Annotated in this window: 15 protein-coding genes; 5 read left to right on the top strand and 10 right to left on the bottom strand. The window is 68.9% G+C overall.

Annotated elements, in window-relative coordinates; translation table 11 throughout:
- Window positions 1–8: 8 nt before the first annotated feature.
- The 3 genes from O6P37_RS12865 to O6P37_RS12875 form a co-directional block, all read right to left on the bottom strand.
- Window positions 9–419, bottom strand: coding sequence for a hypothetical protein (locus O6P37_RS12865; RefSeq protein WP_269894414.1), 411 nt, complete (start codon window positions 417–419; stop codon window positions 9–11).
- A complete protein-coding gene (locus tag O6P37_RS12870; RefSeq protein ID WP_269894415.1) occupies window positions 416–1630 on the bottom strand; it encodes a cytochrome P450 in 1215 nt (404 codons plus the stop codon). Before O6P37_RS12870 ends, O6P37_RS12865 begins: the two co-directional genes overlap by 4 nt.
- Window positions 1631–1716: 86 nt before the next feature.
- Entirely contained in the window at window positions 1717–3072 is a 1356-nt protein-coding gene (locus tag O6P37_RS12875; RefSeq protein WP_269894416.1) for a sensor histidine kinase, read from the bottom strand.
- An 87-nt stretch (window positions 3073–3159) separates the two neighbouring features.
- On the opposite strand from O6P37_RS12875, the gene O6P37_RS12880 reads away from it, so the two are divergent.
- The gene (locus tag O6P37_RS12880; protein ID WP_269894417.1) at window positions 3160–4017 is read left to right on the top strand and encodes an acyl-CoA thioesterase; all 858 of its coding nucleotides are present in this window, start codon (window positions 3160–3162) and stop codon (window positions 4015–4017) included.
- Here the strand turns inward: O6P37_RS12880 and O6P37_RS12885 are convergent.
- Entirely contained in the window at window positions 3999–4664 is a 666-nt protein-coding gene (locus O6P37_RS12885; RefSeq protein ID WP_269894418.1) for a UdgX family uracil-DNA binding protein, read from the bottom strand. The genes O6P37_RS12880 and O6P37_RS12885 overlap by 19 nt on opposite strands.
- Before the next feature lie 38 nt (window positions 4665–4702).
- Window positions 4703–6241, bottom strand: coding sequence for a glycosyltransferase family 39 protein (locus tag O6P37_RS12890; RefSeq protein ID WP_269894419.1), 1539 nt, complete (start codon window positions 6239–6241; stop codon window positions 4703–4705).
- Window positions 6242–6602: 361 nt separating this feature from the next.
- Between O6P37_RS12890 and O6P37_RS12895 the strand changes: the two genes are divergently transcribed.
- The 3 genes from O6P37_RS12895 (at window position 6603) to O6P37_RS12905 (ending at window position 8945) form a co-directional block, all read left to right on the top strand.
- The gene (locus tag O6P37_RS12895) at window positions 6603–6797 is read left to right on the top strand and encodes a hypothetical protein (RefSeq protein ID WP_269894420.1); all 195 of its coding nucleotides are present in this window, start codon (window positions 6603–6605) and stop codon (window positions 6795–6797) included.
- A gap of 348 nt (window positions 6798–7145) precedes the next feature.
- Window positions 7146–7592 carry a universal stress protein gene (locus O6P37_RS12900; protein WP_264013418.1) on the top strand — a complete coding sequence of 149 codons (447 nt, stop codon included), beginning with the start codon at window positions 7146–7148 and terminating at the stop codon, window positions 7590–7592.
- A 45-nt stretch (window positions 7593–7637) separates the two neighbouring features.
- The gene (locus O6P37_RS12905) at window positions 7638–8945 is read left to right on the top strand and encodes a cytochrome P450 (RefSeq protein WP_269894421.1); all 1308 of its coding nucleotides are present in this window, start codon (window positions 7638–7640) and stop codon (window positions 8943–8945) included.
- 5 nt (window positions 8946–8950) lie between these two features.
- Here the strand turns inward: O6P37_RS12905 and O6P37_RS12910 are convergent, their stop codons facing one another.
- Both O6P37_RS12910 and O6P37_RS12915 read right to left on the bottom strand, forming a co-directional pair.
- Complete coding sequence (locus O6P37_RS12910; RefSeq protein WP_269894422.1) at window positions 8951–9451, bottom strand: DUF427 domain-containing protein; 501 nt, start codon at window positions 9449–9451, stop codon at window positions 8951–8953.
- A complete protein-coding gene (locus O6P37_RS12915) occupies window positions 9441–10118 on the bottom strand; it encodes an MBL fold metallo-hydrolase (RefSeq protein ID WP_269894423.1) in 678 nt (225 codons plus the stop codon). The genes O6P37_RS12910 and O6P37_RS12915 overlap by 11 nt, the downstream gene beginning before the upstream one ends.
- 120 nt (window positions 10119–10238) lie before the next feature.
- Here O6P37_RS12915 and uvrA point away from each other — a divergent pair, with 120 nt between their 5' ends.
- Window positions 10239–13133 carry an excinuclease ABC subunit UvrA gene (gene uvrA, locus O6P37_RS12920; protein WP_269894424.1) on the top strand — a complete coding sequence of 965 codons (2895 nt, stop codon included), beginning with the start codon at window positions 10239–10241 and terminating at the stop codon, window positions 13131–13133.
- Between the two features lie 6 nt (window positions 13134–13139).
- Here uvrA and O6P37_RS12925 read toward each other — a convergent pair whose 3' ends face one another.
- The 3 genes from O6P37_RS12925 to O6P37_RS12935 are packed head-to-tail and all read right to left on the bottom strand — an operon-like array spanning window position 13140 to window position 16924.
- A complete protein-coding gene (locus O6P37_RS12925; RefSeq protein ID WP_269894497.1) occupies window positions 13140–14600 on the bottom strand; it encodes a flavin-containing monooxygenase in 1461 nt (486 codons plus the stop codon).
- Window positions 14601–14640: 40 nt separating this feature from the next.
- On the bottom strand, window positions 14641–15861 hold the full coding sequence (locus O6P37_RS12930; RefSeq protein ID WP_269894425.1) for a winged helix DNA-binding domain-containing protein: 1221 nt from the start codon (window positions 15859–15861) through the stop codon (window positions 14641–14643).
- Between the two features lie 34 nt (window positions 15862–15895).
- On the bottom strand, window positions 15896–16924 hold the full coding sequence (locus O6P37_RS12935) for a methyltransferase (protein ID WP_269894498.1): 1029 nt from the start codon (window positions 16922–16924) through the stop codon (window positions 15896–15898).
- Window positions 16925–16995: the final 71 nt, after the last annotated feature.

Below are 16995 nucleotides of genomic sequence, written 5' to 3' on the forward strand. Positions count from 1 at the left end.
CGTCGTCGCTACGTCGACGCCGCGGGCCCCCAGCGTTTCTCCCCATTCTCCCGGCGCAGATCCGCGAGCGTGTGCGTGACGGCCTCGACGTCGGAGGCCTCCGAGAACAGCCGTTCGATCTGTCCGACGTTCTCTCGCGCCCAATCGATTTCGTCGCCGGCGGACAGGTAGCGGATGTCGTCGTCGCCCCGCACGTACTGCCTGATCAACGAGATCCAGAAGCTGTCGCCGGGAAGACGGGTCGGTGCCACGGACAGCTCCAGCTGTCCCCGGTCGAGGGTGATCCACCACGTCACGTCGGGCCCCGAAACGGTCAGCGAGGCGTTCGGCGCATGGGTCCGCGAGTCGGTGAACCGGTACCGCGGATCCGCGTAGAGGAATTCGAAATGCCGGAGGAAGATCTCGAGCAGCTTCTTCACACCGCGACCGCGGCCGGGGTGAAGCGGACGGGCATCGACTTGATCCCGTTCATCAGCACCGATCGCACGCGCTCGACCGGTCCGGCCAACTCGAGGCCGGCCATCCGGGTGAGCACCTCGGGGAAGATCGCGGCGGCCTCCACGCGGGCGAGGTTGGCGCCGAGGCAGAAGTGCGTGCCGCCACCGCCGAAGGCCAGGTGCGTATTCGGCGTGCGGCCGACGTCGAAGCGGTCCGGATCGTCGAAGTGTCCCTCGTCGCGGTTGGCCGACGGGTAGAACATCGCGACCCGCCCGCCGGCGGGCATCGGGATGCCACCCAACTCGGTGTCACAGGTGGCGGTCCGGGTGAACGCCAGGACGGGACTGGTGTAGCGCAGCATCTCCTCGATGGCGGTCGGCAGCAGCGACGGGTCGTCCATCAGCCGGGCCCGCTGGTCCGGGTGCTCCAGCAGCGCGACAGTTCCTGCGGCGATCAAGTTGCGGGTGGTGTCGCCGCCCGCGTTCAGCAGCAGCAGGAAGAACATGTTGAACTCGAAGTCGGTCAGGCGCTCACCGTCCACCTCGGCTCGCAACAGTGCGGTCGCGATGTCGTCGGCGGGTTCGGCGCGCTTGCGGGCGGCGAGGTCGTTGGCGTACTCGAAGACCTGCATCTGGGCCTGCTCGACGGCGGGACCCATGTCCCCGGTGTTCATCTGCTCGGAGAGCGCATACAACCGGCGGCCGTCCTCCAGCGGGATGCCGAGGAGCTCGGCGATGACGTAGGACGGCAGCGCCCCGGCGACGTCGGCGACGAAGTCACACTCGCCACGCTCGATCACGTCGTCGACGATCTGCCGTGCCATGTCGGTCAGGTGGCTGCTCAGCCGGGCGACGTGGCGCGGGGTGAAGCCCTTGCTGACCAGTGTGCGCAGCGACGTGTGCCGCGGCGGATCCATGGTCAGCATCATCAGTTCCAGCTGGTAGAGATTCTCGGGAGGGGGCACGTCGAAGAACACCCCGGCCGTCTGCGACGACCACGTAGCGCTGTCCCGCGACACCGCGCGCACCTCGTCATAGCCGGTCAGCGCCCAGAAGCCGCTGTCGCCGTGCGGGTGCCAGGCCACCGGGGCGCGTCGGCGCAGCGCGGCGAACGCCTCGTGGGGCATTCCGTGTGCGTAGGTCTCCGGGTCGGTGAGATCGACACCGCCGATGGTGATGGTGTCCTCGGGCATGCGGAACCTCCCCGGCGTGGGACGGCCACGCCACGGCGAACGTTAGCGCCGTCAGGTGGCCCCGTGGCCGATTCCGCGGATTCGCTTCAGCGCACCGCGGGCAGCTTGAGCAGCAGCCGGGCGCCACCCATCGGGCTGGTCTCCAACGAGGCTGTGCCGCCGTGCAGTTCGGCCTGCTGCGCGACCAGTGCGAGACCGAGCCCGGAGCCCGAGCGCGAGGCGGTCGAACCGCGGGAGAACCGTTCGAACACCAGCGTGCGTTCCTGCTCGGGCACGCCGGCGCCGTTGTCGTCGATGGCGACCTCCACGTTGTCGCCGGAATGTAGTGCGCTCAACCGGATCTCGGTCGCCTTGCCGTGTTTGACGGCATTGGCGATGGCGTTGTCGACCACCAGGCGCAGTCCGGCGGGCAGCCCGAGGATGTGCACGGGCGCCGACGGCACCAGCGACACGTCGAGGCCGGGGTAGCTGCGCACCGCGTCGTGGGCGGCCCGGTCGAGGAGTTCGGTGAGGTCGACGGGCACATGGTCCGCTGCGGTCATCAACTGACCCTGTGCCAGCCGTTCCAAGGCGGTCAGCGTGGACTCGATGCGGCTCTGGGTCCGGATGACGTCGCCGATGACCTCCGCCCGCTGATCGTCGGTCATGTTCAGCGTGGCGAGCACTTCGAGGTTGGTGCGCATCGCGGTGAGCGGTGTCCGCAGTTCGTGTGAGGCGACCGCGGCGAAGTCGCGCGCCGACTCCAGCGCCGCCTTGGTGCGCGCCTGCTCGTCGCCGATGCGCGCCAGCATGCCCTCGACCGCCTCGGCGATCTCGACGGCTTCCCACACGCCGCGCACCTGCACCTCGTCGGGATTCGACTGCGCATTGATGGCCCGAGCCTGCTCGGCGAGCAGCCGGAACGGGTTGATCATGATCAGCCACATCACCCAGACGACGACCACGGTGGCGGTGAGGACGCCGCCGCAGATGAGCAGTACCCGAAGGTGCAGCTGATCGATCCGCTTCTGCGTCTCGGCCAGCGGCGCGCCGAGGGCGATCGACGCCGGCCCCGCCGTGAAGGTGCGCACCCGGTACTCGACGCCGTCGATCGTCGTGTCGGCGTAGCCGTCCGGCAGCTGGGGCAGCACGGTGTCGCGGGGCACCGACAGCGTGACGCCGCTGATGCGGGCGGTTCGGATCAGGGTGCCGTTCGGGATCGTTCCCCCGGTGGGCAGCGGCTGCGGGTTGAGCAGCGTGCTGATGTCGCCCAGGCTGCTCACGGAGTCGAGCTGCCGGTCCAGCTGGCTGTACTGGTCGTTGGTGACGCCGACCCACACCCACACCCCGAGCGTGATCACCAGCGCGGTCACCGACACCGCGGCGACGATCACGATCGTGCGCAGCGACAACACCGGCATCGGCGACTGCAGCAGCCGGTAGATGCGGTCATCGACACGCATCAGCGACCCTGTCCGTCCACGTGGTCATCTTGCCTGACCGGGAGACGGTGGTGAGCCACGCCGCGCGGCGTCGGGCATGATGCCCCGGTGCAGTCCCCGCAATTGGCCGACATCGTCGACACCCTTGACGTCACGCAGGTGGGTGAGGACGCGTTCGTCGCCACGCAGCTCGACAACGCCCACCACCACATCGTGGGTGGCCACATCGCGGGGCAGGCGCTGGTCGCCGCCGGACGGACGACTCCCGGCCGGTTGCCGCACAGCTTCCACGTCTTTCTGCTGCGTGCGGGGGACGCCCGCCATCCGGTCGAGTTCGAGGTGAGCCGGTTGCGCGACGGCGGCACGCTTGCCACCCGTCGGCTGACGGGCCGCCAGGACGGCCAGGTGCTGCTCGAGGCGCTCGCCTCCTTCACCACACCGGTGGACGGCCTGGAGTACCACCAGCCGCTGCCCGAGGTTCCCGCGCCCGACGACCTGACGCCGATCCAGGAGCAGCTGCGGCCCTACGCCGAGGAGGTGGGCGGCTACTGGGTGCGTCCGCAGCCGTTCGAGTTGCGCTACGCCGACCCCCCGCCGCGACTCGCACTCGACCTCCCCGAGCCGTCGCCGCGCATCCGGATGTGGTGGCGCCCCGTCGGCGACGCAGCCGTGCTGGCAGGCGCAGACCCGCTGATCCACACCGCACTGCTCGTCTACGTCTCGGGCACCACCGTGCTCGAGACCACGATGACGATGCGGCGCACCACGCAGACCAGCGTGTTCAACGCGTTGATCGACCACGCGATGTGGTTCCACCGGCCGCCGCGGCTGTCCGACTGGATCCTGTCCGACCAGGTGTCGCCCAGCGGCATCGACGGCCGTGGGCTGGCCACGGCGACGATGTTCAATCGCGGCGGCGAGCTGCTCTGCACAGTGACCCAGGAGGTCTACTTCGGCCGCGGCTGACCGAGCCCGGCGGCCACCCGCAGGTCGGCGGACAGGCCGTCGAACGCCTTCTCCCGGTCCTCCGGCGGGCCCCGCAGCACCGATGACGGGTGCACGGTGGCCACGACCTGCGGGTCGAAGTCCAGGCCGGTGGTCGACGGCGGCAGGCGCAGCACCTCGCCGCGGTGGGCGGTGACGCGAAAGTCGTTGCCCATCAATGATTTTGCTGCTGTCGCGCCGAGCAGCACCACCACGTCGGGCTCGATGGCGTCCAGCTCGGTGATCAGCCACGGGCGGCAGGCCACCACCTCGGTGCGGCTCGGCGTCTTGTGGATCCGGCGCGTGCCCCGCTCGGGCAGCGTGAACTTGAAGTGCTTGACGGCGTTGGTCACATAGACGGCTTCGCGGTCGATTCCGGCGGCGACGAGCGCGCGGTCGAGCAGCTTGCCCGCCGGGCCGACGAACGGCGCACCCGCCCTGTCCTCCTGGTCCCCGGGTTGTTCGCCGACCAGCATCATCGTCGCCGCTGCGCTGCCCGCCCCGAAGACGGTCTGGGTGGCGTCGAGGTACAGATCGCAGCCCTTACAGCCCTGGGCCGCATCGGCCAGTACCGCGAGATCGGCGGTGGCGGGGACGAACTCCTGAGCGCCGGGCGGACGAGCGGCCATGTCGGCAGGACTACCCGCCTGCACGGAGTTCTATCGGGCTACCTGGTCGACTTGGTCACCTGGGCGAAGCTGAACTGCCACCGTTCCACGACGTGGAAGCCCATTCGTTCAGGCACCCGGTAGGCCGGTGCATTGCCGAGCCGCGGCCCCGGGTCCAGCGTCGTCCCGGATTCGCGGTCGGGCACCGTCTCGTCGCGCTCGGACACCGTCCACAGCACGGTGCACTCCTGGATGCGGTCGGCGACGCCGCGGATACCGAGATGGGAGTCCCACAGCCAACCCCGCTCGGCCGCGCGCCGGCCGCGGCCGGGATCTACCAGCTCCGCGTAGGCCGCCGGACGCGCCGCCGTCAGCGGCCGGATCGGGCCCGGCTTCCAGTCGGTGGTGTTGTCCAGCACCAGGCAGTCGCCCGGCTGTGCGTGCGCGGAGATGACGTCGGCGACGTGGCTGAAGTCCATACCCTCCTTGGCGTACGGCCCACGCTGGACGAATAGGTAGTTCGGTGTGGCGGCCAGAGCGAACACCGCGAGCCAGGCGGAGATCCGCTCGCGGCTGCGGGCGACGGTGGTGACACACACACCGAGCAGCAGCGCCATCGCGGGCGCCGTGAAGGTCAGGTAGCGCGGGTAGTAGATCGGTCCGGCCAGCGCCGAATAAGCCACCAGCACCGCGGTCGGCAGCGCGATCCACGCGGCGGTGAGGACGGCCAGCCGCCGGTCGCCGCCGGTCATCGCCCGGGTCCGCCGTAGCACCACCGCGGCCGCGAGGGTGAGACCGGCGAGCACCGCGAACGCCACGCTGTGGTCGAAGTACTGTTCCTCGGCGATCTCGACCACGGTGTCGAGGCTCAACGGGGCGATCCACCGCACCTGGATGATCTGCGTCCGGCAGTACAGCAGGAACGGTGTCACCGCGAGCAGCGACACCGCAGTCGCGGCCAGCCAGCCGAGGACCGCGGCCCGCCGGGGTGCTAGCACGGCCAACAGCACCGCGTGCACCAGCGCGAGCAACACCATGAACACGTTGAGCACCATGCACACGATCAGCACGCCGGTGTAGAACGCCCACCACGAGCGGCGCCTGCGGCGGACGGCGGCGACGAGCAGCACGCTCACCCAGACCGCGGCGAGTGCCGACAACGCGTAGGACCGGCCCTCGATCCCCGCCCATGTGACGCGCGGCAGGATCGCGAAACAGATGCCCGCGCTGACCGCTGTGGTCCGGCCGGAGAACTGCCTGCCGAGCACCACGACGCCCGCCGCCGCGCCCGCCACGGCCAGGCAGCTGGAGAACCGGATCCAGAACTCGGTCGCCGGGAACACCGCGAACCACCCGTGCATGATCAGGTAGTAGAGGCCGTGCACCGCATCGATGTTGTGCAGCAGTCGCCACAGATCCGTCACCGGCCGCGTCGCGGCAGAGATCGTCGCCGCCTCGTCGAACCACAGCGACGGCCGGGCGGCGCCCGCAGCGCTCACCACGGCGGTGAACAGCGCCACCACCAGGGGGTCGAACCGTCCGGCCCGCAGTGCGCGACGGGCGTCCTCACGACGCTCCGGTTTCAGTGACAGATCCACGCGCTCGACTCGCTACCCTCTCGACAACCGGCAAAACCGTAACCCGGCGGATTCCCGTTCGCCCGTCCGTCCCGCTCCGGTGCTTCGCCCGGCACGGCGGCGACTGCGCATACCCACCGAAAGTGCCCACCCGCCGCGGCCTCCCAGCAAGGCCCTGTCTGTCTTTGCTGGGGATTCGGGGCGACAGGAATGGGGCACCGCTCGATGCCGTTCCAGGATTTCCGGGAGTTCCTCGACGCACTGAGGAACCGCGGCGAGTTGATCGACGTCAACCGGCCCGCCGCACTCGAGCTCGAGGTGGCCGAGGCGATGCGCAAGAGCGCGTCGGTCAACGGCCCCTTCGCATTTCGACCGGAGCACCGTGTTCGAACTCGGCGATCCGCCACCCGGGGTCGTGGTGATGTCGGAGGAGGACCTGACCGCGGACATGGCCGACTTCATCCGCGCGGCGCCGCGAACCTGGAAGGAGATCCTCCAGCAGTACAACGGCCAGCCCTCACAAGGTGGTCTACGGGGCGTTCAGCAACCTGCGGCCCCAACTGGGACGCTGCGATGACGAACCGTGGTACCGCTACACGTTCTCCGACACCGACTTTGCCGTCCACGTCGGGGAGGCGCCCTCGTCGAATTTCGATCCGCGCCACCGGGAGACCTGAAACACGTTGTGATGACCTGGATCACGTCCGGGCCGCCGGTGCGAGTTCGCCGCAGCGGCAGTGGCATGGGTCTCGTTGGTCACCGTGGGAAGCGGCGCGCAACGCCGGGTGACTAACATCAGTGCCGGTAGAACGGCTGTTGCCGGGACCGGACGCCATTGCCGGGTGTCGTGAATCGCACCGATTCCACGGCGGCGCGGGTTACTGTCTCGGGTGGCGGCGATGCAACTGACACTTGGAGGACATGGATGAGCGCCTATCAGACCGTGGTGGTCGGCACCGACGGTTCGGATTCCTCGTTGCGCGCGGTGGACCGCGCCGGCCAGATCGCCGCCGGGTCGGGTGCGAAGCTGATCGTGTCGACGGCGTACTTCCCGCAGAGCGAAGACCAGCGCGCCGCGGACGTGCTCAAGGACGAGGGCTACAAGATGTCGGGCAACGCCCCCATCTACGCCATCCTGCGTGAGGCGCGCGACCGTGCGAAGGCCGCAGGCGCGGAGAACATCGAGGAGAAGGCCATCGTCGGCGCCCCCGTCGACGCCCTGGTCGAACTCGCCGAAGAGGTCAACGCCGATCTGCTCGTCGTCGGCAACGTCGGCCTGAGCACCATCGCCGGCCGGCTTCTCGGATCGGTGCCCGCCAACGTCGCACGCCGGTCGAAGACCGATGTGCTGATTGTGCACACCACCCCCTAGGGGCCGCCTCCCCGTGTGACAATCGGGTTGTCGAGGAGGTCAATGATGACGTCTACGGTCCGCCCGATCGGCCTTTCTCCGCGTGAGAACGGTGCTCCGCCACCCGACGTGCCGTTGCGCGACATCGACCTCGGATCCCTCGATTTCTGGGCGTGGGATGACGACCGCCGCGACGGCGCCTTCGCCACCCTGCGTCGCGAGTCGCCGATCACGTTCTTCGAGGCTCCGCAGTTCCCCGGGTTTCCCACCGGCGCCGGGCACTGGGCGCTGACCTCGCATGCCGACGTGCACCACGCCAGCCGCCACCCCGACCTGTTCAGCTCCAGTCCGACGAGCACGTCGCTGGGCGACCAGGCGCCGGAGGTCTCGGAGTTCTTCGGCTCGATGATCACGCTGGACGACCCGCGCCATCAGCGCCTGCGGTCGATCGTCAACCGGGCCTTCACACCGAAGATGCTGGCGAGGATCGAGGCCAGCGTGGCGGAGCGGGCCCGCCGCCTGATCGACGACATGATCGCCGCGCACCCCGACGGCAGCGCCGACTTCGTCGCCGAGGTGGCCGCACCGCTGCCGCTGCAGATCATCTGCGACATGATGGGGATCCCGGACGAGGACGAGGAGAAGGTCTTCCACTGGACGTCGGTGATCATGGGGATCGGCGACGACGAGGCGTCCGGGGACTTCGACGAGATCGTGGCGGTGGCCACCGAATTGGCCGGCTACGGGATGCAGCTCGCCGAGGACCGGAGAGCGCGGCCCGCCGACGACCTGACCACCAATCTCGTGCTGGCGGAGGTCAACGGCGAGCGGTTGTCGTCGACGGAGATCGCCTCGTTCTTCATCCTGCTGTGCGCGGCGGGCAACGAGACCACGCGCAACGCGATCAGCCACGGCATGGTGGCGCTCACGCGCTATCCGGACCAGCGCCGCACGTGGTGGTCTGATTTCGACGCCGTCGCGCCGACCGCGGTCGAGGAGATCGTGCGCTGGGGCTCGCCGATCATGTACATGCGGCGCAACCTGACCCGCGACGTCGAGATGAGCGGCGTGCAGATGCGGGCCGGCGACAAGGTGTCCATGTGGTACTGCTCGGCCAACCGCGACGAACGGGTCTTCGACAACCCGTGGTACTTCGACGTCACCCGTTCGCCGAACCATCACATCGGCTACGGCGCGGGCGGCGCCCACTTCTGCCTCGGCGCGAACCTGGCGCGCCGCGAGGTTCGGATGCTCTTCGGCGAACTGCACCGCCAGGTGCCCGACATCGTCGCCACCGAGGAGCCGGCGATCCTGAGGTCGGCGTTCGTGCACGGCATCAAGCGCCTGCCGGTCGCCTGGACCCCGCCTGCCTGACGCGCCTACCAGCCCATCGACCCGGGCACACCCTTGAACGGGCCGGCCACCCGGCTGGTGATCCAGCCGCCGTAGAAGCCGCCGGGCTGCGGCAGCACCTCCTCGCCGTCGACGGTGCAGCGGTCCATCTGCGCCGCCATCACCGCGACCGCGCCTGCGAGGGCGCGGAACCCCGCGGTCGGTTCGGGGTAGGTCCACGCCGCACGCGGCGCCACCCGGTCGCCGCCGATCACGTCGTAGTACCGGGCGCGGCCCTTCCACTCGCACCTCGAGGCGCCGTCGGCGTCCCGCAGCGCACCGGGCCGGAAGTCATCGGCGGGCAGGTAGTACGTCGGCGGATGGCTGGTCTCGAGCACCCGCCAGCCGCGGTTGGTGGACGCGACGGTCTCGCCGCCGAGCTCGACGGTGATCCGGCCCGGGAACTGCTCGAGCCGCGGCGGCCGCGGATAGTCCCAGACCGATTCCTGACCGGCGAGCGGCCGGTCCGGGACCGGCCTACCAGCCACGTTCGCGCCATTCGCCGAGGTGCGGCCGCTCGGCGCCGAGCACGGTGTCGTCGCCGTGGCCGGGGTACACGGTGGTGGTGTCGGGGTAGACGTCGAACACCCGGCTGGTGACGTCGCCGAGGAGCTGCTCGAAGTCGCCGGGTTGCCACGTCTTGCCCACCCCGCCGGGGAACAGGCAGTCACCGGTGAACAGCTGCACGCTGTCGCCCGCCGCGGGCCCGCTCAGCGCCAGCGCCACCGAGCCCGGCGTGTGTCCGCGCAGGTGGATCACGTCGAAGGTGAGCTCGCCGATCTCGATGGTGTCGCCGCCGTCGATCAAGCGGTCCGGCCGGACCGGCAGCGGCTCGGCGTCCAGCCGGTGCGCCGCGGTGGGCGCGCCGGTGATGTCGACCAGGTCGGACAGCGCCTGCCAGTGGTCGAAGTGCTGGTGACTGGTGACGATCAGCGACAGGTTGGGTGCCTGCATCTCCACGAGTTCGGTCAGCAGATCGGCGTCGTTGGCGGCGTCGATGAGTAGCGACTCGCCGGTCTGGGAACACGTGATGAGGTAGCAGTTGTTGTCCATCGGGCCCACCGACATCTTGATGATCGTGGCGCCGGGCAGCGTGCGCTTGGCGGCGGTCTGTGGTTCCACGTGACCGGTGTAGTTGTCGTCGATGGCAGTCATGTCCGCCACGGTATCCGACCGCCGGCCGCCGTCCCGGCGGGTTGTCGGACCGGGCACATAGCATGGACACGAGCTGTGTCATGTGGGTCCGCGACACAGACGGAACGGGAGAGAAATCAGTTGGCTGACCGCCTGATCGTCAAGGGTGCTCGCGAGCACAACCTGCGAAGCGTCGACCTTGACCTGCCGCGCGACGCCCTCATTGTCTTCACCGGGCTGTCCGGCTCGGGCAAGTCGTCGCTGGCGTTCGACACCATCTTCGCCGAGGGCCAGCGCCGCTACGTCGAGTCGCTGTCCGCCTACGCACGCCAGTTCCTCGGCCAGATGGACAAGCCGGACGTCGACTTCATCGAGGGTCTGTCGCCCGCGGTGTCGATCGACCAGAAGTCCACCAACCGCAACCCGCGGTCGACCGTCGGCACCATCACCGAGGTGTACGACTACCTGCGGCTGCTCTACGCGCGCGCCGGCACCCCGCACTGCCCGGTCTGCGGCGAGCGCATCGCCCGCCAGACGCCCCAGCAGATCGTCGACCAGGTGCTCGCGATGGACGAGGGGCTGCGGTTCCAGGTGCTGGCCCCGGTGGTGCGCACCCGCAAGGGCGAGTTCGTCGACCTGTTCGACAAGCTGAACACGCAGGGCTACAGCAGGGTGCGGGTCGACGGCGTGGTGTATCCGCTGACCGATCCGCCGAAGCTGAAGAAGCAGGAGAAGCACGACATCGAGGTGGTGGTCGACCGGCTCACCGTCAAGGCCACCGCCAAGCAGCGGCTCACCGATTCGGTGGAGACGGCGCTCGGCCTCGCCGACGGCATCCTGGTGCTGGAGTTCGTCGACCGCGACGACGACCATCCGCACCGCGAGCAGCGCTTCTCGGAGAAGCTGGCCTGCCCGAACGGGCACCCGCTCGCCGTCGACGACCTCGAGCCGCGATCGTTCTCGTTCAACTCGCCCTACGGCGCCTGCCCGGAGTGCACCGGCCTGGGCATCCGCAAGGAGGTCGACCCCGACCTGGTCATCCCCGACCCGGACATGACTCTCGCCGAGGGCGCGATCGCGCCGTGGTCGATGGGGCAGACGGCCGAGTACTTCACCCGGATGCTGGCCGGTCTCGGCGAGTCGATGGGATTCGACGTCGACACCCCGTGGAAGAAGCTGCCCGCCAAGGCGCGCCGGGCCATCCTCGAGGGCTGCGACGAGCAGGTGCACGTCCGGTACCGAAATCGGTACGGCCGCACCCGGTCCTACTACGCCGACTTCGAGGGCGTGATGGCGTTCCTGCAGCGCCGGATGGAGCAGACCGACTCGGAGCAGATGAAGGAGCGCTACGAGGGCTTCATGCGCGACGTGCCGTGTCCGGTCTGCGAGGGCACCCGGCTCAAGCCGGAGATCCTGGCCGTCACCATGGCCGCCGGCGACCACGGCGCGAAGTCGATCGCCGAGGTGGCGGAACTGTCGATCGGCGAATGCGCCGACTTCCTCAACGCGCTCACCCTCGGGCATCGCGAGCAGGCCATCGCGGGGCAGGTGCTCAAAGAGATCCAGTCGCGGCTGGGCTTCCTGCTCGACGTCGGCCTGGACTACCTGTCGCTGTCACGGGCGGCCGCCACCCTGTCCGGCGGTGAGGCGCAGCGGATCCGGCTGGCCACCCAGATCGGGTCCGGCCTCGTCGGCGTGCTCTACGTGCTGGACGAGCCGTCGATCGGACTGCATCAGCGCGACAACCGACGGCTGATCGACACGCTGCTGCGGCTCAAGAGTCTCGGCAACACCCTCATCGTCGTCGAGCACGACCTCGACACCATTGCGCACGCCGACTGGGTGGTGGACATCGGCCCGGCCGCGGGGGAGCACGGCGGCCGGATCGTGCACAGCGGGTCCTACGAGGAGTTGCTCAACAACCCCGAATCGCTCACCGGCGCCTACCTGTCGGGCAAGGAGAGCATCGAGGTCCCGGCCCTGCGGCGGCCCATCGACCGGAAGCGGCAGCTCACCGTCGTCGGCGCTCGCGAGCACAACCTGCACGACATCGACGTGTCGTTCCCACTCGGCGTGCTCACCTCGGTCACCGGTGTCTCGGGGTCAGGGAAGTCCACGCTCGTCAACGACATCCTTGCCTCGGTGCTGGCCAACAAGCTCAACGGGGCCCGGCAGGTGCCGGGCCGCCACACCCGGATCAACGGTGTCGACCAGCTCGACAAGCTGGTGCGGGTCGATCAGTCGCCGATCGGACGGACTCCGCGGTCCAACCCGGCCACCTACACCGGCGTGTTCGACAAGATCCGCACCCTGTTCGCGGCCACCACCGAGGCCAAGGTCCGCGGCTACCAGCCGGGCCGGTTCTCGTTCAACGTCAAGGGCGGCCGCTGCGAGGCGTGTTCGGGCGACGGCACGATCAAGATCGAGATGAACTTCCTGCCCGACGTCTACGTGCCGTGCGAGGTCTGCCACGGCGCCCGATACAACCGCGAGACCCTCGAGGTGCACTACAAGGGCAAGACCGTCTCCGAGGTGCTCGACATGTCCATCGAGGACGCGTCGGAGTTCTTCGAACCGATCAGCTCGATCCACCGGTACCTCAAGACCCTGGTCGACGTGGGCCTGGGTTACGTGCGCCTTGGGCAGCCCGCGCCGACCCTCTCCGGTGGTGAGGCGCAGCGGGTCAAGCTGGCCGCCGAACTGCAGAAGCGGTCCACCGGACGCACCGTGTACATCCTCGACGAGCCGACCACGGGGCTGCACTTCGAGGACATCCGGAAGCTGCTGAAGGTCATCAACGGCCTCGTGGACAAGGGCAATTCGGTGATCGTCATCGAGCACAACCTCGACGTCATCAAGACCTCGGACTGGATCATCGACATGGGCCCAGAAGGCGGTGCCGGCGGCGGGACCGTCGTGGCGCAGGGGACGCCCGAGGACGTCGCGGTGAACCGCGACAGCTACACCGGCCACTTCCTCGCCGAGATGCTCGACCTGCCTGCGCCGACCCGCAAGCGGCGCAAGGTGAGTGCCTGACCGCCCTCAGGCGGGCGCGGTCTCGTAGGCGTCGATGTCGAAGCGCCGGGTCTGGCGCCGGAACCGGAAGGTGAAGTCCGGCCACAGCGTGGTGTTGTTGCCGTGCGCGTCGAGGTACCAGCTCGCGCACTTGCCGTTCATCCACACCGACCCGTCCAGCGCCTTCTGCAGCCGGTCGTTGTAACTGTCAAGCGCATGCTGTTTGACCTCGACGGTCCGAAGTCCGCGTCGGCGCATGGTGGTGACGGCGTCGACGACGTAGTTGATCTGCGACTCGATCATGTAGACCATCGAGCTGTGGCCGAGGCCCGTGTTGGGGCCGACGAGCACGAACATGTTCGGGTATCCGGCGATGGTGGTGCCCTTGTAGGCGCGCATCCCCTTGTCGGCGAACTTCTGGGTCAGGCTCGCACCATCGGCGCCGCAGACGGTGTCGAACATCGGTGAGTCGGTGACGTGGAAGCCGGTGGCCACCACCAGGGCGTCGACCTCGCGCACGGTGCCGTCGGCGGTGACGATCCTGCGGCCGTCGATCTCCTCGATGCCGTCGGTGATCAGGTCGACGTGGTCGCGGTCGAGCGCGGGGTACCAGTCGTTCGAGATGAGCATGCGCTTGCAGCCGATCCGGAAGTTCGGCGTGACCTTGCGCCGCAGCTCCGGGTCCTTGATCTCGCGGCGGATCTTCGCCCTTGAGAGCAGCTCGAAACCCTTCATCAGGTTCGGGTTCTTGGCCAGGCCGACCACCTGCGTCTCGCGGCCGGCGTAGATGCCCGCGCGGGCCAGCCGCAGAAAGCCCGGCACGTTGCGGAACGCCCATCGTTCGGGCGCCGTGAAGGCGCGGTCGAAGCGCGGCAGCAGCCACGGCGCCGTGCGCTGATAGACATCGAGGTGGGTGACCCGGTCGACGATCGCAGGCACGATCTGGATGGCCGACGCGCCGGTGCCGATGACCGCGACGCGTTTGCCTGCGAGATCGGTGTCGTGATCCCACTGAGCGGAGTGGAACAGATCGCCACCCGCCTCCGCGAAGGACTCGATGCCCGGGATTGCAGGCAGCGACGGCTCGGCGAGCGAACCGAATCCCGCGATCAGGATGTCCGCGGTGTACCCGCCCTTGGCGGTCGCCAGTTCCCAGTGCGATTTCTCGGGGTTCCACGCCGTCCGGCGCACCTCGCATCCGAAGACGTGCCGGTCGAGAACGTTCGCGCGCTGCGCGACGCCGCGCAGGTAGTCCTCGATCTCCGGCTGGGTGGAGAACGACCGCGTCCAGTCGGGGTTGAGGGCGAACGAGTACGAGTACAGGTGCGACGGGACATCGCATGCAGCGCCCGGATATGTGTTGTCCCGCCAGGTTCCGCCGACGTCGTTGCCGCGCTCGAACACCAGGAAGTCGCGATGTCCGGCCTCGTCGAGCCGGATCGCCGCGCCGAGTCCTGAGAAGCCGCTGCCGATGATGGCGATCGACACATGGTTCACGTCGAGACCTCCTCGTCTACGAGACCGTAGGTTACCGGCTGGTAGTGGGACTGAACCCGGCTTCGCTGCGACTGGCTCTGCCGAGTGGCGACGGGAACCGTGGGCTGACCCGGACGCCGTCCAGCCACTCCGTCAGTTCGGCGGCCCGGCGGTCGAGGGCACGGCGGCCGTCACGGCCGAGGTCGTCGAGGAGATGCAACACCACCCGGCCGCCGGGGTCCTGGCCCCATCCGCCGACGATGCGGCCGTTCCACCATGCGGTGGGGCCGGCGTTGCCGTTGCTGTCGAACACGTGGGGGCGGTGTTCGCCGAGGTACCAGGTTCGGTCGAACCACCCCATCGGGGTGACGTCGAGGCTGGGCAGCAGCGCGGCCCAGGGCTGCGCCGCGGGTTCGGGTTCGAGGTCGTCGGGGAGCACCCAGCCGGTGGCGTCGTCGTCGCCGCCGTCTTCGAGCCGCACTTCTACCGCCCCGATGTCGCGCAACGCGGCGCGCGCCCACGTCAGGGTGTTGCCGAACCACCACTTGACGTCGGTCAGCGTCGCGGGCCCGAATGCGTACAGCCAGCGCCGCACCAGCTGCGCGGCCGCCGGGCCGGGCGCGACGGGGTCGCCGACGGTGCCCAGCCAGTCCGTTGTCGGCGCCCACCGCGGCCTGCTGACCGTCCACCCGCCGTCGTTGGGTCCGCGGACGATGTCGCCACGGACACCGAGCACCGTGAGAACCCTTGGCGCCAGCGGGCTCTCACCGCCCCACGGTCGGTCCGGCGCGTACTCGTACCTGCCCGCCAGCTCGGGCAGGGCGGTTCGCAGGTCGCGCGCACTGGTGGCGCCGTGTTCTTCGAGGTGGGCCAGCGCCGCGGCGCAGGCGGTGTCGAGCCAGGTTTCGCCGTCGGGTGCAAGCCCCGCCTTGTCGGCGTCGGCGATCAACCGCCTGCGCTCCGTGGCGGCCACCCGGTCGCTGGCCGCGGACTGCACCGCGGGCAGGTCGGTCGCGCGGATCACCCACAACGTCCGGCGCATCGCGAGGTGCTTGACCAGCGTCCGCTCGTCGTAGAGGTCGCGCTGCAGGTCGGTGGCGGCGAATCCGGGAACCCGGGCCCACAGGGAGAGGTACGGGGTGGCCGGGTCGGTGCCGTGCAGTCCGACCAGCCGGGCCGCGACGTCGGCGCCGGATGCCGCAGCGGCGCCGGGACAGAGGAAGTGTCGCCGCGCCAATCTGGCCCGCCGCTCGGCGAGGGTGAACGAGCGCACAGATCGATCCTGTCTTATGTCGTCCGCGGACCGTTCACTTGTAGGCGATCGCCGCGCTCATCGCGGGCGTCAGCGGCAGGATCTCGACCGAGTCGAAGCCGACATCGCGGCACCAACCGGTGAAATCGGCTCCCGTGTAGTCGAACGCGTCGCCGAATTCGATGAGCATGTTCAGCGACATCATGAGCCCGACGGTGTTCGTACGCCGGGCGTCGTCGATCAGCGATTCGATCACCACGAGTGCGCCGCCGGCGGGCAGCGCGTCGTAGGCGGCGCGGATCAGGTGCATCTTCTGCTCGAGGTTCCAGTCGTGCAGTATGCGTCCCATCACGACGACGTCGGCGCGGGGCAGCTGATCGGTGAAGAAGTCACCGGAGGCGATGGTCACCCGGTCGGTCAATCCTGCTGCAGCCAAGGCCTTTTCGGCAATGGGAGCCACTACCGGCAGGTCGAAGGACGTGCAGCGCAGATGAGGATGGCGCTCGGCGAGCGTCATGGACACCTGGCCCGTCGCGCCGCCCACGTCGCAAACGCTCGTGTACTTCGCGAAGTCGAATCGATCGGCGAGTGCGTTCGCAGAGTCCAAAGAGATACCGGCCATCGCATACAGGAATTGCTCGAGTCGGGCTTCGTCGCTGTAGACCTCGGCGAACATCGACGATCCGGTGTGCTTCAACTCGTTCTGCGGCTTTCCGGTTCTCAGGGCTGTGGTGAGGTCGCCCCAGAATCCGTACAGCCGCGAGTTGAACATCTCGAGCAGGCCGCCGACATACGTCGGCTGATTCCGGTCGAGGAAGGCGGCGGCCTCATCGCCGTTGCGATACCGGGCACTCGGGCCCTCGCCGTCCCGCTCGAGGAAGCCCATTGCCACGAGCCCGTCGAGGAAGTCGTAGATGGCTCGCTCGTGCAGGTCGAGTCGGGTACCGATCTCGCGGCCGGTCAGCGCGTCGTGGGCCAGTTCGGTGAACAGACCCAACTCCACCGCTGACAGCAGGGTCTTGGCGGTAAAGAAGCCCATGCTCACTTCGAGAATCCGCGATGAGTTTAGCTGCGCTTCGGCCATGACGCTCCTCCCGCGGGTCTGAACAGATGATAGAGCCGCTACGGCGCCGATACAGATGTTTGCCACCATTG

It is taken from the genome of Mycobacterium hippophais (genome assembly GCF_027529605.1).
Classification (GTDB): domain Bacteria; phylum Actinomycetota; class Actinomycetes; order Mycobacteriales; family Mycobacteriaceae; genus Mycobacterium; species Mycobacterium arseniciresistens.